This window comes from Parasediminibacterium paludis (assembly GCF_042651445.1).
Classification (GTDB): domain Bacteria; phylum Bacteroidota; class Bacteroidia; order Chitinophagales; family Chitinophagaceae; genus Parasediminibacterium; species Parasediminibacterium paludis.
On the sequence record NZ_JBHSDC010000003.1, the window covers coordinates 100,170 to 115,006 of the forward strand.

The window sequence follows — 14,837 nt, forward strand, 5'->3', positions numbered from 1 at the left end:
ATATGAAATCACAATGGTTGTTGCTAGCGGCGCTGATAGGTGGGCTAGTTGTCAATGGTCAAACCTTATTTACCTATGGTAAAAAAGCTGTAAGCAAACAAGAGTTTGAGAAGGCGTTTAATAAAAATCCTACTCCCGATGTAGAACGCAGCAAAGCCTTATCGGAATACCTAAACTTGTATATTAATTACAAGTTAAAGGTACAATCTGGTTATGACGAAAAATTGTATGAATCAGCATCTTTTCAGCTTGAAAGTAAAAACTTTGAGCAGCAACTAGCAGAGAATATTATTAAAGAAGAAGTAGGTATTAAAAAGCTTGTCAACGAAGCATTTTCCAGAAGCCAAAAAGATATTCACGCTGCGCATGTATTTATACCTATAGCACCAAATAGTGATACCATAAAAGCTTTACAGCAAATAACAGAAGCCTATAAAGCGTTGCAATCAGGTGCAGATTTTAGCGAGGTGGCAGCCAAATATTCTACCGACGAGAATGTAAGGAAAGTAAAAGGTGACCTTGGTTTTATCACCGTATTTACCTTGCAATATGCCATTGAATCGCAGATATATGCCTTGCAAGTAGGTCAGTTTTCTAAGCCTTATCGCAGCAAATATGGCTACCACATTTTTAAAAACATTGGTGAAAGGTCGGCTTTAGGCAAACGAAAAGTAGCGCAGCTATTATTATCTCTACCACCACAAGCAACAAGTGCAGATAAGCAAAAAGTAAGCAAGCTGGCAGACAGCGTGTACCAAATGCTACTGCATGGTGAAACCTTTGAAGCTGCTACTGCAAAATTTAGCAATGATACTAGAACAGCAAATAGTGGTGGCGTATTGCCAGAAATAAGTGTGGGTCAATTTGATGCCAATTATGAAGCCCAAATTTACAGCCTAAAAAAAGTGGGTGATATAAGCAAACCTTTTGAAACGAGTATTGGGTACCACATCGTAAAATTACTTGATATTTTACCCGTAGGTAGAGATTTAAACGACCCTAGTACCAATGCACAATTAAAACAACAAGTAGAAAACGACACAAGACTATTGCTTTACAAAAAAGCTAAGATTGCTACTTGGCTACAACTCACCAATTACAAGTCTGCCAGCTATCTGCAAGACGCATTGTGGGGCTACACTGATAGCGCTTTAGCCAATAAACCATTGAAAACTTATCAAGGCATTACAGATACAACAACACTATTTTCATTTGCAAAACAACGTATACCAGTCAGTGCATGGATCCAATACCTACGCAAAGAAGCAATCACGAATAGAATATTTTACAGCAAAGCTTTGAGCGATTTTGTAGATGAAAGTTGTATTAATTATTACACTGCTCATTTGGTCGATTACAATGCTACCATGCAACAGCAAGTAAAAGAATTTGATGAAGCCAACTTACTATTTGCAGCCATGGATGCGCATGTATGGGGAAAGGGGGGTACTAATATCGAAGGGCTTAAAAATTATTATAGTCAGCATTCAGAAAAGTACCAATGGGCAAGCGGTGTAAGTGCTTTGGTGTTTACTTGTAAAAGCAAAGTATTGGCTACAGAAATTGCTACTAAAATAAAAGCCGCACCAAACAACTGGCGAACTATAGTGGCAGATTACGGTGTCAATTGTATTGCTGATAGTGGTCGATTTGAACAAACAGCAATACCTATAAAAGCGAAGATAGAGCGTACAATCGGCTTTATGTCAGCACCAGAAGAAAACGCCAATGAAGATACTTATACCTTCATGTATGTAACAGCGGTGCATACTACCAAAGAGCAGCGCAACTTTGAAGATGCCAAAGGCATGGTCATAAATGACTACCAAAATTATTTAGAACAACAATGGTTGGAAGGTTTGAAGAAACAATATCCAGTAACCGTAAATACTGCAGTGTTTAAAACCATTCACTAAATTGATCAAACGCAGGATAATCAAAGTTGTAACTATTTGCTTATCTTGAACTTAATGGTTATACAGCGAATGAGCGATATTAAAGCTTTATTCTAATAACTTGTAGTTAATGCTAAGGTATCATGGTTGTAAATCCTTACACTACTGAAACGTTTAAAGGGAAAGCTATAATGCTATTAGAATATGTAGGAAACGTGGGGAGATATTTATATTGATACATTATTCTTTTTCTACTCATCTAATATATTAAATTATTTATCATGTATTTATACTTACATAATCAGTTGTTTATAGTAGGCGGTGCTACATCAGGATTGGGTAGAGCCATTGCCACCGCTTTGGTTAATGAAGGCGCTAAAGTAATAGCCATTGCAAGAAGTGCCGATCAGTTACACTTATTGCAAGAACAGTATCCAAATAATATAGAAACATTGGCGCTAGATATTACACAACCAACTGCTATAGAAAATATTTTGAATGCCATTGGTGATAGACAGTTACACGGCGTGGTATTAAATGCAGGTGGACCGCCAGCTAAGACAGTACTAGAAACAACCATGGAAGATTGGGATTCGGCCTACAACAATATCTTACGCTGGAAAGTGGCACTAACAAAAGCTTTAATACCTTTCATGCAAGCCAACAACTACGGTAGATGTGTATTTGTAGAAAGTTATTCTGTTAAGCAACCTGTAGAAAATTTGGTACTCAGTAATTCGCTGCGTTTAGCGGTAGTAGGCATGGTAAAAACCCTCAGCTTAGAAGTAGCCATTCAAGGTATTACTTTAAATATTCTAGCACCAGGCTCGCACAACACGCCTGCTATTAATCGTATTTACAAAAAGAAAAGTGAGCAAACGGGTATAGATGAGCCAACGGTAAAAGCTGCGGCTGTTGCACAAATACCAGTTCAGTTTTTAGGCGAGGCAGATGATTTTGCAAGTATAGCTGTATGGCTGCTAAGCAAGCACAGTCGCTATATCACAGGGCAAACCATTAGTGTAGATGGTGGTGCTGTAAAAGGTACCATGGGGTAAGGTTTGATGTATGATGTTGGATGTAAGATATATGATATTAGATGGTAGTAATTATTCATCTCTTATGATTGATGACACATAACTACTTTTGCTATCTAAATATTCACCATGAACTCAGTTTTTGATACAACAAAGCCCATTGCCTTAGGTGCAGACCACGCTGGTTTTGAATACAAAGAAGCGATTAAACTTTGGCTTACTAACAAAGGCTTTACCGTAAAAGATTTTGGTACCCATTCAATTGAAAGTGTTGACTATCCTGACTTTGCACACCCAACAGCTGCAAGTGTTGAAAGTGGCGAATGTGCATTTGGTATTTTGTTTTGTGGTAGTGCAAATGGTGTAGCTATTACGGCCAATAAACACCAACATATTCGTGCTGGTTTGGCTTGGCAAAATGATGTTGCGAAGTTAATTCGCCAGCATAACAATGCGAATATTGTCTGCATCCCTGCACGTTTTATTGCTTTAGCCCTAGTTGAAGAAATTATAGAAAACTTTATGACCACTGCATTTGAAGGTGGTAGGCATAGCAGACGAGTAGATAAAATTGCTTGTTAGGCATTCAATCGTCTTACATCTACTGATACCCTTAATTTGTGTGAGCCACTACTCAAGATTATACCTTTTAGTGGGGTGATGTCTGCATAATCTCTGCCCCAACCAATAGTTACATGCTGGTCGCTCGGTATCTGATTATTGGTTGGGTCAAAATCCATCCAGCCTAAGTTTGGTATAAATACCGAAAACCAAGCGTGTGAGGCATCTACACCTACTAGCTTTTCTTTGCCCGGCGGTGGTAAAGTTTCTATATAGCCACTGACATATCTTGCTGGTAAACCTATTGAGCGCAAGCAAGCAATGGCTAAATGGGCGAAATCTTGACAAACACCTCTCTTCAATCGCATGACTTCCGTTACTGGTGTAGACACTGTTGTAAAATCAGGATCAAATTTGAAGTCTTTGAAAATTCGTTGCATAAGATCTTTGGCGGCGTCAAAGATGGGTCTATTGGGCTTAAAAGATTGTAAAGCATATAATGTAATTTGCTCATCAATAGTTGTCATGCTCGTTTCAGTAATAAACTGTCTTGCATCAATATAATCTGGATTGGGTTCAAATAAATGTTGCCGCGCTTGCTCCCAAGCGATATTGCCATACAAATTACTAGCAGGTGATTTCTGCTTTTCAATTTCATTGGTAACCGTCACCGATAATTTTTTATGCTGATGTTGTATTGCAAAATACAGTACTTTATTGCCAAAAAAATCCTCATATTCATTCATTACGTCTGGCTCTGGGCTAATGTGGATGGTGGTTTTTTTGCGTAACTGCTGTTCCGTATCTCGTGGTATTAGCATGGCAATATTGTGACACAAACTAATAGAACCTGCGTAAGTGTATTCAGTAGTATGGGTAATTCTGTAGATCATGGGTATCTATTTACAAATCAGCCGAAAACAATTGCTTTTGCGCTTGCGCATGTTTAAAGTAGGTTTTAGAAATCGCATCTGGTATGGCCGATAACAAATTGTACACTTTATTTAAAAAATCACTCAGGTGGGTATACTCCAATACATCTTCGTTCAAATGTGCTAAATGCGTTTTGGTAGCCAATTTTACCAATGTATGCGCTTCGAGAATTAAGCGCTCGTGTTCGGCTAATTGTTCTAGGTTTCCAAACCTTGGTAGCTGCGTAAAATGTCCTTTAATTCTATCTAATTGGTGAATTAATGACCGGGGATTATTAATATCTAATAAAAGTAATTCAAGTACTAATGGCATCTGTATCGATACACGATACTTATAACGATAGTTTACCAAAGCCTCATTACTTTTTAATACCGCTTCCTGTAAATTGTAATCTACATCTTCATTAATAAAACTTACCAGTGTGGCTCTCAACATGCGAATAAGCAACAAGCTTTGTTCAATTTTTCTGCCAGTATCCAGCATTAGCCAGCCTTGCTCTCTAGAAATACTTTCTCTGTTCAAACCGATAAATGCTACTAGCGACGTGATGAGATTATCTAAGGCTGTCATCATTTTAAAATGTGTCAAATTTGCCTTAGAAGCCGTCATCCAATCTTCTTCCAGTGTGCGCAACACTCGCCATGTGTCGGTGCTCCATTGGCCTCGCACGGCATATACTGCACGGCTAAACAATTGCAAATTATAAGCAAGGCTACAATTACGTTTGTCATCAAACAAGACGCTACGTAGTTCCCCCCATACATCTTGTATTGGTTGATCTTCATCTACAAAACCCGGGTAGGTAAACGTAAAATTCGTAAGTGCTTGTAACAATACTTTTTCTGTTTCTACATCGTCATCGTCTATCAGCGATTTATGTCCGTCGGTAACCGATTGCATCACGGTGCGCTGGAATCTGGCGTTGCCTAATATGCGCTCGGCATAGCGACCTACCCAAAATAGATTTTCAGCTGTATGGCTTGGTAATACGCCGCTAGAGGCTGGTGTTATGGTTTTAAACAACTCTTTCCGATGGTGATGCGCATGGTCTTTATTGGCTGAAATAATCCAAGTATCTTTACTAATACCCCCAAGCTGATTCGAAATCAGCATATTGTCTTTACGAGACGATGTTCTAGTAAGCCCGCCAGACATAGCCGTATAGGTATCGTGGCTACTTACTAAAAAGCTTCTAAACAGGGCATTTCGGGGTTCTATTTTCCCATTAACCAAAGCAGGTGTAGATGCAAACACCACTTTTTCTTGCCCTACAAATAAGTGTGGGTGTGTTTTGATGTCTTGCTTTAATTGATAGATTTTCTCTTTCGATAACAATGCTGCATCTATAGAATTACTACCAGCTAAATTGTTTCTAAATATTTTTTTAATTACCAGCTTTTCTAGGTTGTTCAACACATAGTTTAGTTCTTTGGGCTGCCCACACCACCAAGAAGCAATAGTAGGTAAAATTAAATCTTCTTTAAAAAAGCGACGAGCAATCCCTTGCAAAAATGGCATCAAGCCTGGGTTTTCTAGTATGCTACTACCAAGCGGATTGGCAATGCTCACATTACCGCAACGTACCGCTTGTAGTAAACCTGGTACACCTAATTGCGAGTCGCTTTTCAGTTCCAATGGGTCGCAATAAATGTCATCTACTCTGCGAAGTATCACATCTACTTTTTCAAGTCCCCCAATGGTTTTTAACCAAACATAATTATCTCTTACCATCAAATCATCGCCTTGCACCAAAGTAAAGCCCATATAAGATGAGAGGTAAGAGTGCTCAAAATAGGTTTCATTACTGGGCCCAGGCGTTAAAATAACCACCCTTGGGTTTTCATGATCATGTGGGGCAATACTTTGTAGCGATTGTTGTAAATCATTAAAATAAGCCGATAGCTGCCTTACTTTTAAACCCGTAAATAACTCGGGATTGATGCGACTCATCGCCGTTCTGTTTTCTAAGGCATAGCCATAGCCAGACGGGGCTTGTGTTCTATCGTTTAGTACCCAAATATTGCCATTGGCACTACGTGCTAGGTCGGCAGAATATAAAATTAAACTGTGCTTACTTTGGGGCGCAATACCTACACATTGGCGCAGAAAACCATTGTGGTTATAAATGAGTTCGGCTGGTAGCAAACCCTGCTTTATGAGTAATCTGTCCCCATAAATATCTTTTAAAATCAGGTCCAGTAAGTTGGCCCGTTGAACCAAGCCTGGTTCTACTTTTTTCCATTCTTCCTTGCTGATGAGAAAAGGAATAAGGTCTAAATTCCAAGGGCGGTTAAGGCCAGAGGGATCATCGTAAATATTATAGGTAACGCCATTTTCTTTCAGCAGGCGCAATATATCACGGCTTCTATCTTCAATTTCTGCTTGCCCGAGTTTGTTGAGCGATTCAAAAAATATGCTCCAAAAAGCTTGCAGATGCCCATCTTCACCCAACAATTCATTATAAGAATACTGATTGGCTAATACCTGTTGCGAGAGATAGTCTTTTGTTAATTGTGTAATCATTGAATGCTTAAAAAACAGCTAGAGTAAATTTGTGTTGGTTGCTACTTGCTAAAATTAGGTATTTACCGTTAAATGAAAGTTATAAAAAGCCCCACAGGTGAGGGGGCAATGGATATTATGGAGCATCAATAATATTTTGTTAATCAATTCGCTCAAAATCCTTTCTGTTTAAAGTGGCAAATGATAAGTCATCCCGCCGATGATGGTATTCTTCACCAACATCTCAACTTCGCTAATAGGCTTCCCACTTCTCTACAAAATGTCAATGGCAACTACCACTAATAGATAGTTTGGCTAAGCTATAATAATACGCTTCTACTTGCTCGCATCGTCTATGACTGATGTTGGTGTTCTTCACCAACATCTCAACTTTCCTAATATGCTTCCCACTTCTCTACAAAATTCCAATGGCAACTACGACTAATAGATAGTTTGACTGAGCTATAATAACATGTTTCTACTTGCTCGCATCGCCTATGACTGATATTGGTGTTCTTCACCAACATCGGCGGGAAACTTCAATCCAAAATATGAACTGATATTATTGATATGTACTTTTATTTATTTAATGGTAATTATTTAATACAGTTTTTACCGATTTTAGTCTTTTTTGGTTAATTTAAGTTTTAATATTTCTACTATGTTAAGAGTTGTGAATCTATTATTGATATGTTTAAGTATTTTCTTTTTAACAAACTGTAAAAAAGATTCATTGAATTCGACTAGTAATTGGAAATTAATTCAATCTCCATTCAAAGGAAATCTTGTTGATGTTAACTTTTTAAATGCTGATACTGGATACATTCTTGGGATAAATCAAGAAGTTGGAAATTACTTTAATGTATTACTTCGAACTGAGGATGGTGGAAGTACTTGGAGCATTAAAACATTTCCGGTACCAGAAGCTGGTGGCGTAGGTGAGTTATTTGCTTTAAACGCAAATGATATTTATACGGGATTTTATAGTGTTTTTAGAAGCACTGATGGTGGAGCGAGTTGGAAAAATTTAGATACATCATTAACTTCAGCTAGTGCCTATATTAGTAAAATTGATTTCACAGATAGTACAAATAGAATCTTGCTGAAAGGAAATGTTGTATATAAATATGATGGGACTCATTTTCAGCCTCTTTTTGTTAACCCTATTGTTACTAGTTATAACGATTTTCAGAGAGTTTCAAATAGTGTTTTATATGCATCTTCTGGTATATTTCCTAGTTATGGGAGCTTAACCAAATCTAGTGATGGTGGCATTACATGGAAAAATTTATCATTTAATTTAGGGTTTATTAACAGTTTTTATTTTATAAGTGAAAATATTGGGTACGTTATGGTCGGATATAACATCTATCAAACTATTGATGGTGGAATTTCATGGCAAAAACAAAATAACGCAACGCTTAAGTTTAATACTGGCAAAATCAACTTCATTAATAAACAGGAAGCTTTTTGGATTACACCTTTTGACGGAATTTATCATTCTCTTGATGAGGGTAAGAATTGGCAATTAGAAAAAATCTATGATTCAATTCAGTTGAATAAGATATTTATAAATCAAGATAGAATATTTATAATTGGTTCTAAAGGTAGTATCATTACAAATAAATAATTCCGCCGATGTTGGTATTCTTCACCAACATCTCAACTCCGCTAATAGGCTTCCCACTTCTCTACAAAATTCCAATGGCAACTACGACTAATAGATAGTTTGACTGAGCTATAATAATATGTTTCTACTTGCTCGCACATCTATGACTGATATTGATGAAGAACACCAACATCGGCAGGAATTGGACATAATATAGTAACTGATTGGTGATGTAATCCATTGAGGAAAGGATATTAGATTATAATCGGGTACGCAATTACATATGTCATAAAAAAGCCCCACAATATTTGTGAGGCTTTTTTCATTATTCATCATCCTTACAGCAACTATTTATTACCGCCACCTTGAGGGCGACCACCGCCTTGACGTTGTTGTGCCAATACATCTTTTACTTTTTGTGCTACATCTTTTGGTAAGGCAGCGTCTAATCTTTTATCTCTGGCTTCGGCAGATTTTTTCATGGCAGCTTGTCTATCTTCATCACTCATCTCTCTCATGCCTCTCATGCCACTACGTGCATCTATTACAATGTTTACTACCGAATCTAACTGCACAGGTGTTAGAAAACTCATAGATTCTTTGAATCTATTTTTCATCATTTCTTTCATTTGGGCAGGATCATAACCGCCTTGTGGTGGTTGAGCGTTGACGTTGGTGATAACTGCTAATACGATAGCAAGTAATGCGATTAACTTTTTCATAATTGTGGTGTGTTTTTAAATTGTATGGTGAATGTAACTGCTATTGGTGCATATCAATTTTTTAGCCCTTCTTTTTTGGTTGCAATTCGGCGAGTTTGGCTTTTTGTTCGGTGGTTACTATCGCTTTTAGTTTTTTGCGTTCTTCATGTTTTATTTTCTCTGTTCAGCTTGCTTTTGAGTACCGTTAGTGTGTTGGTTTATCTAATTACCACTACATCAAATACAAAAGCCACCCAATTATATGGATGGCTTTTGTAAAATGCGTTTGTAAGTAGGTTAAAACTTAATTTCTTCTTCGTTCTCGTCGTAAAATTTAAACTCTATCAAATGGAAATTATTATTGGCTTCAATAGATAATTTGGTTTTATGTTTCCGTTTCCATCGTTTAAAAATAGAGTTGAATATGCCTTTTGTGAGATGCGAGTACAAGATAGGGTGTACCATTAGCATTAAGTTTTTGTGCGAATGGCTAATTAAATATTGTAAACGCTTTTCTATTTCATCTTCTAGTAATAGGGTAGAAGATATTTTACCCGTACCACTACATACTGGGCATACTTCCGAGGTATTGATACTTAGTTCTGGGCGCATGCGCTGCCTAGTCAATTGCATCAAGCCAAATTTAGAAATCGGCAATACGGCATGTTTCGCACGGTCAGTTTGCATAAACTTTTCCATGGCTTCTTGCAATTGCTTTCTATTATCTGGCAGTTTCATGTCTATAAAATCTACCACTATAATACCGCCAATATCGCGTAAGCGCAACTGCCTTGCAATTTCTTCCGCCGCTTCTAAGTTGGTTTGTAAGGCGTTTTCTTCCTGACTATTGCTCACACTTTTATACCCACTGTTCACGTCTATAACGTGCAAAGCTTCGGTGTGTTCTATAATTAAATAAGCCCCACTTGGTAGATTCACCGTTTTGCCAAAAGCGCTTTTTACTTGCTTGGTTACGCCATAGGTATCAAATATTGGTAGCGGGCCGTTGTGGTAGCTTACAATATCTGTTTTGTCTGGAGCAATTTTATCAATATAGCTTTTGGTATCGTTATAAATATTTTTATCATTAATAACGATACGGTTAAAATCTGCGCTCAGTAAGTCGCGTAAAATACTAGTCGCTCGGTTCTGCTCGCTGAGTATTTTGGCGGGTGCCACGGCATTTTTTAAGTTGGCTTGAATACTGTTCCAAGTATCAATTAAGCTTAATAAATCTTGGTGAATTTCTGCCGTGCTTTTGCCTTCGGCAGCCGTACGTACAATTACACCAAAGTTTTTCGGGCGAATAGATTCTACAATTTTTTGTAAGCGTTTTCTTTCTTCGCCAGAATGAATTTTTTTAGATACAGCAACAATTTCGTTAAAAGGCGTAACAACAATAAATCTGCCTGGTAAGCTTAATTCGCAACTAAGGCGTGGCCCTTTTGCCGCAATTGGCTCTTTTAATATTTGTACCAAAATGCTTGGCTTTCCATTTAATACCTCATTTATTTTACCTGTTTTAACTATTTCAGGTTCTATATTAAATTTCGAGAAATCAAAGCCATTGTCATCCTTGTCTACAATAGCCATCTGTGTAAATTTCAATAATGATTTTACATAGGGCGATAAATCTGTATAGTGCAAGAAAGCATCTTTCTCAAAACCAACATCTATAAATGCGGCGTTTAAGCCAGGAATTAATTTTTTAACTTTACCAAGGTATAAGTCGCCAACGCCGAAATTGGCATCAGACTTTTCGTTGTGGAGTTCTACCAGCTTTTTTTCTTCTAAAAATGCAATTTCTACGCCCGAGGGACTAGCATTTATAATTAATTCTTTGTTCACAAAATTTGCAACTTTAATATAAATAAAAATCAACAACACCCCAACGAATTGCGGTGCATATGTCACAACTATTAGTGCTTGCTACTTACTATTGAAGATGAGGTAGAGGAATAGATAAAGTTGCGTAAGGTAGAAACAATAGTAACAAGCCTAATAATGTGTAAATGGTGCAGCACATGCGTACTGCACCATTTTATAAAGTCTGAATAAGAAAAAATTATTTCTTCTTATGACGATTCTTTCTTAAACGTTTTTTGCGTTTGTGCGTAGCAATTTTATGACGTTTTCTCTTTTTACCACAAGGCATACCAAGACATTTTTAATTTGTTAAAAAATTCAATTTATGATGATAAATAACGCACTAAACGATTGTTACTTATTGAGTCAACTGTTTTATTCTATTCGTTAATTCCTTCTGAGCTTCCTCATTAGGAATTCTTTTCTTCACTTCTGTGTACCATTTTACGGCATTGGCTTTGTCGCCCTTTCCATCATAACATTCTGCCAAGTTTAGTAACCCTTCAAGGTCATTTGGCTTTTCTGTTACGATGACAGTAAAACGTTCTATCGCTTTATCGTATTGACCACTTTTTTTACCACCTAAGCCCAAAATTAATTGTGCATAGAGATTTTTAGGATTTTTATCAGCAATCTGCTTGATAGGTAAAATGCCCTGCATTGGATTGTTAGAAATATTACCTAAAATATAACAAGCGCCTAGGCCAATAATACTGCTATCGTTGGCTGGATTTAGCTTTAAAGCCTGCTCAAAAAGAACTTTTGCGTTGGTGGCTAACCATGTTTGCATAGCAGGGTCACCTTCTACCATCAAGTTATCTAAAAATTGATGGGCGGCAAATGTGAGGTTTTTTTCTGAATTTTCCAACTTTGCGGCTTCGGCATTATAAAATATATAGGGTTCAAGCACTTTGGCCGAATCTCTCCAAAACCGAGCGAGCTGGTGATAGATATGTAATTGTTGTTCTTTTACATCGCCACGTGTTACGCTATTCTCCAATCTCGTAATACGTTCGTTTTGTTCAGGGGTAAGTTTTTGTTTGGCTTTGGCCAATAAATCTGTAAAGTTTACAGTTGCAGGGGCTTGCTGGTTATTTGCAGCGGCAGCCATTGCTACATTGGGTTTCTTTGGAGGAACTGTTTGCCCGAAGATAAATAAAGCCAATATAGCAGCGATGCCACTGCCTACCAGAATAGATTGTTGTTTCGTCACTATAAAAAATTTGCTACAAAATTAGCTGACTTGCTCTTTGCAATTCGCTTTAACTTCTGTAATAAATTCTTTGGCTGGTTTAAATGCTGGAATATAATGTTCTGGAATATTAACAGCTATGTTTTTTTTAATATTTCTACCAATTTTAGCAGCTCTTCTTTTCGGATAAAAGCTACCAAAACCACGTATATAAATGCTTTCTCCTTTAGTTATATTTTCTTTCACTTCTTTGAACATCGTTTCCAATGTTACCAAAACATCTACTTTAGGAATGCCCGTTCTGTCGGCAATCTGATTGATTAAATCTTGTTTTCTCATTGTTGTTAATTTGAGTGAATCGTTAGAGGTTATAAAATAAAACAAAATTGACCATAACTACATCTAAAATTACAAACTATTTTTTAGTATTTTTTATTATTTATTTAAGCAATAGGTCAATTACTTTTTTTCGGTTAAGCATATAATATAAAAAATGCGGAAGTTTAATTCGTTGTAGAAACGAAATTTTTCTATTTCTAGTATTTATGGCAATAAACAAAAATGGACTGCAAGTAAAATAATTTACATAGCAATCCATGATAGGGGTTAACTTGGGTTTAGGGTTCAAACAACTAATGTTTAAACAATAGTTATTGCAATACTAATCTACCTAATTTCTTTATAGATGATTTTAGTAAAGGAAAATGTGTCAAATCAACTATTTGACACATTTTGCATCCTGCTTATTAAGGATAAATTATCTAATCTGTTGATTTTCAAGTACCACTAGTCATCTAATTGTGGCGATTTTTTAGATAATCTTTTGGGGAACAATTCTCAAATTTGAGAAATGCGCGAGAAAATGTTGCTCTAGAGCTAAAACCAGCTTTCTTTGAGATAGCTTCTAGCGTATATAAGTTAGATTCTGGACTTTCTAAAATGGCTTTCACATAGTTAATTCTGTATTTATTAACTAACTCATTAAAATTTAATTGGTATTCTTGATTGATAATGGTTGATAAATATGTGTAGGGAATATTTGTGATATCACTCATGTCTTTTAAACTAAAGCCTGGCTGCAAAAAAGGTTCTAGTTCATTCATTTTCCGTTCAATGCATTTCAAATACTGCTCTTTTTTTTCTTTTGGAATCGCCAGTTGCTTGCTATCCACTTTCTCAAATCTCGCTTCGGATTGTTCAGGTGGCATCGTTTCCCCATATTGTTTTGTAGGGGATATGGGCAGACCATACAGAATATTTGGGTGAAAAAACAGTGTAATGCCTGTTGATATCAGTAAACAACTTGTTTCAATCAAGTTAGTTAAAAAAACATTATAATTTTTTAAGAATTGCAGTGTGAAAATGTGAAAACCGAGTGTACTAACCAATAAAAGATTAAACGCTAAAAATAAGTTAAGCCATTTATACACCGAAATATCAATGGCGGTATTGTTGGAATGATTTTTTTTAGCACCATGAAGTAGGCGATAACTATAAAAGATACACACTGCTGATAAAATGAATATAAGGATGGGATGAATATAGGCGGGAAGAAAGCCTTCATCGTTTTTTAAGCTAGCGTTCATATCCTTAAAAAAAGAAGCAACTTGCTGCTGTTTGGTAGCTCTATCGGTGAAGTAAAAGGGAATCAAATCTACAAAATGCAATAGGGTAGGAATAAATAGGAGGTAGTCTTTTTTTTGTAAAGATTGTTCTTGCTTTACAGTGGCTCTTACGTACAAGTACACAAGCGCGCCGGGTAAATAATGTAAAAATTTAGTGACCCTAAATGCATAGGGAAATTGATTGAGTAAACCTGTTACCACTAGTAAGTTATGAACTGCAAACAAAGAAAACGTAAGAATATAGATGGCTAGGAGTCTGCTGCTGTGTTTCTGACTGGTATTCTTAAAAAACAGTGCAATGAAAATCAGAAACCCTAAAAAGGTAGCAATGAGAAATACAAAGCTTAAAAAGCTAAATTGCATAGTTAGTGTTTGGATTTGCAATATCTCATTTTTTTGCTAAAACCAATCATACTGTTTATGCCTTGCTTTAATGAATTTGAACCATTGTATAAAGTTGACATAAAAAAAGAGACAATCAAACTTGATTGTCTCTTTTTGGTCGGGAAGACAGGATTCGAACCTGCGACCCCCTGGTCCCAAACCAGGTGCGCTACCGGCCTGCGCTACTTCCCGATGGTGGTTTTGCTAAACCTCAGCGGTGAGGAAGGGATTCGAACCCTTGGTACAGTTTAACCCGTACGGCAGTTTAGCAAACTACTGATTTCAGCCACTCATCCACCTCACCTCCTTTCTCTCATTCGTGTGAAAGGGCTGCAAATATAGAGTGCTGATATTTAAAAGCCAAAACAAAATCTGAGTTTTTTGAAAATATATTTTTAGGTATAATCATCAGTTACATGTTTTGGCTTTTACACTATATAATGGTATCAAGTAAAAGCCTTGCTCAGTAGGCATTGTAGCTAATACAGAAGTGTTAATAATAAATAGTGTGCTGCATCAAAAAAGCCCAAAA

11 protein-coding genes and 2 tRNA genes are annotated in these 14,837 nt (G+C 36.7%); 4 read left to right on the forward strand and 9 right to left on the reverse strand.

The genetic code is table 11. From position 1 onward, the window contains the following. Positions 1-2: 2 nt before the first annotated feature. The 3 genes from ACFOW1_RS04160 to rpiB all read left to right on the forward strand — a co-directional run bounded on the left by ACFOW1_RS04160 (position 3) and on the right by rpiB (position 3,514). On the forward strand, positions 3-1,916 hold the full coding sequence (locus ACFOW1_RS04160) for a peptidylprolyl isomerase (RefSeq protein WP_379012457.1): 1,914 nt from the start codon (positions 3-5) through the stop codon (positions 1,914-1,916). A 260-nt stretch (positions 1,917-2,176) separates the two neighbouring features. Continuing rightward, positions 2,177-2,953, forward strand: a complete 777-nt coding sequence (locus tag ACFOW1_RS04165; RefSeq protein WP_379012458.1) for an SDR family oxidoreductase — start codon at positions 2,177-2,179, stop codon at positions 2,951-2,953. A 108-nt stretch (positions 2,954-3,061) separates the two neighbouring features. Next, positions 3,062-3,514, forward strand: coding sequence for a ribose 5-phosphate isomerase B (rpiB, locus tag ACFOW1_RS04170; protein ID WP_379012459.1), 453 nt, complete (start codon positions 3,062-3,064; stop codon positions 3,512-3,514). On the opposite strand, the gene ACFOW1_RS04175 is transcribed toward rpiB, so the two are convergent. Next, positions 3,511-4,386 (reverse strand): transglutaminase family protein, encoded by an 876-nt coding sequence (locus tag ACFOW1_RS04175; protein WP_379012460.1) that lies wholly within the window; start codon positions 4,384-4,386, stop codon positions 3,511-3,513. The two genes, rpiB and ACFOW1_RS04175, sit on opposite strands and share 4 nt — an antisense overlap. Before the next feature lie 10 nt (positions 4,387-4,396). Continuing rightward, positions 4,397-6,949 carry a circularly permuted type 2 ATP-grasp protein gene (locus ACFOW1_RS04180; protein WP_379012461.1) on the reverse strand — a complete coding sequence of 851 codons (2,553 nt, stop codon included), beginning with the start codon at positions 6,947-6,949 and terminating at the stop codon, positions 4,397-4,399. 640 nt (positions 6,950-7,589) lie between these two features. On the opposite strand from ACFOW1_RS04180, the gene ACFOW1_RS04185 reads away from it, so the two are divergent. Continuing rightward, complete coding sequence (locus ACFOW1_RS04185) at positions 7,590-8,558, forward strand: WD40/YVTN/BNR-like repeat-containing protein (RefSeq protein ID WP_379012462.1); 969 nt, start codon at positions 7,590-7,592, stop codon at positions 8,556-8,558. Between the two features lie 326 nt (positions 8,559-8,884). Here ACFOW1_RS04185 and ACFOW1_RS04190 read toward each other — a convergent pair whose 3' ends face one another. From ACFOW1_RS04190 to ACFOW1_RS04220, 7 genes are all read right to left on the reverse strand, one after another. After that, on the reverse strand, positions 8,885-9,259 hold the full coding sequence (locus ACFOW1_RS04190; protein ID WP_379012463.1) for a hypothetical protein: 375 nt from the start codon (positions 9,257-9,259) through the stop codon (positions 8,885-8,887). Between the two features lie 276 nt (positions 9,260-9,535). Then, positions 9,536-11,086 carry an Rne/Rng family ribonuclease gene (locus tag ACFOW1_RS04195; RefSeq protein ID WP_379012464.1) on the reverse strand — a complete coding sequence of 517 codons (1,551 nt, stop codon included), beginning with the start codon at positions 11,084-11,086 and terminating at the stop codon, positions 9,536-9,538. 376 nt (positions 11,087-11,462) lie between these two features. Further along, on the reverse strand, positions 11,463-12,317 hold the full coding sequence (locus ACFOW1_RS04200; RefSeq protein ID WP_379012465.1) for a tetratricopeptide repeat protein: 855 nt from the start codon (positions 12,315-12,317) through the stop codon (positions 11,463-11,465). Positions 12,318-12,338: 21 nt separating this feature from the next. Further along, on the reverse strand, positions 12,339-12,635 hold the full coding sequence (locus ACFOW1_RS04205) for an HU family DNA-binding protein (protein ID WP_379012466.1): 297 nt from the start codon (positions 12,633-12,635) through the stop codon (positions 12,339-12,341). Between the two features lie 455 nt (positions 12,636-13,090). Next, on the reverse strand, positions 13,091-13,963 hold the full coding sequence (locus ACFOW1_RS04210) for a helix-turn-helix domain-containing protein (RefSeq protein WP_379012467.1): 873 nt from the start codon (positions 13,961-13,963) through the stop codon (positions 13,091-13,093). 457 nt (positions 13,964-14,420) lie between these two features. After that, positions 14,421-14,497, reverse strand: a tRNA-Pro gene (locus ACFOW1_RS04215). Between the two features lie 23 nt (positions 14,498-14,520). After that, positions 14,521-14,609: transfer RNA gene (locus ACFOW1_RS04220), tRNA-Ser, on the reverse strand. Positions 14,610-14,837 lie beyond the last annotated feature (228 nt).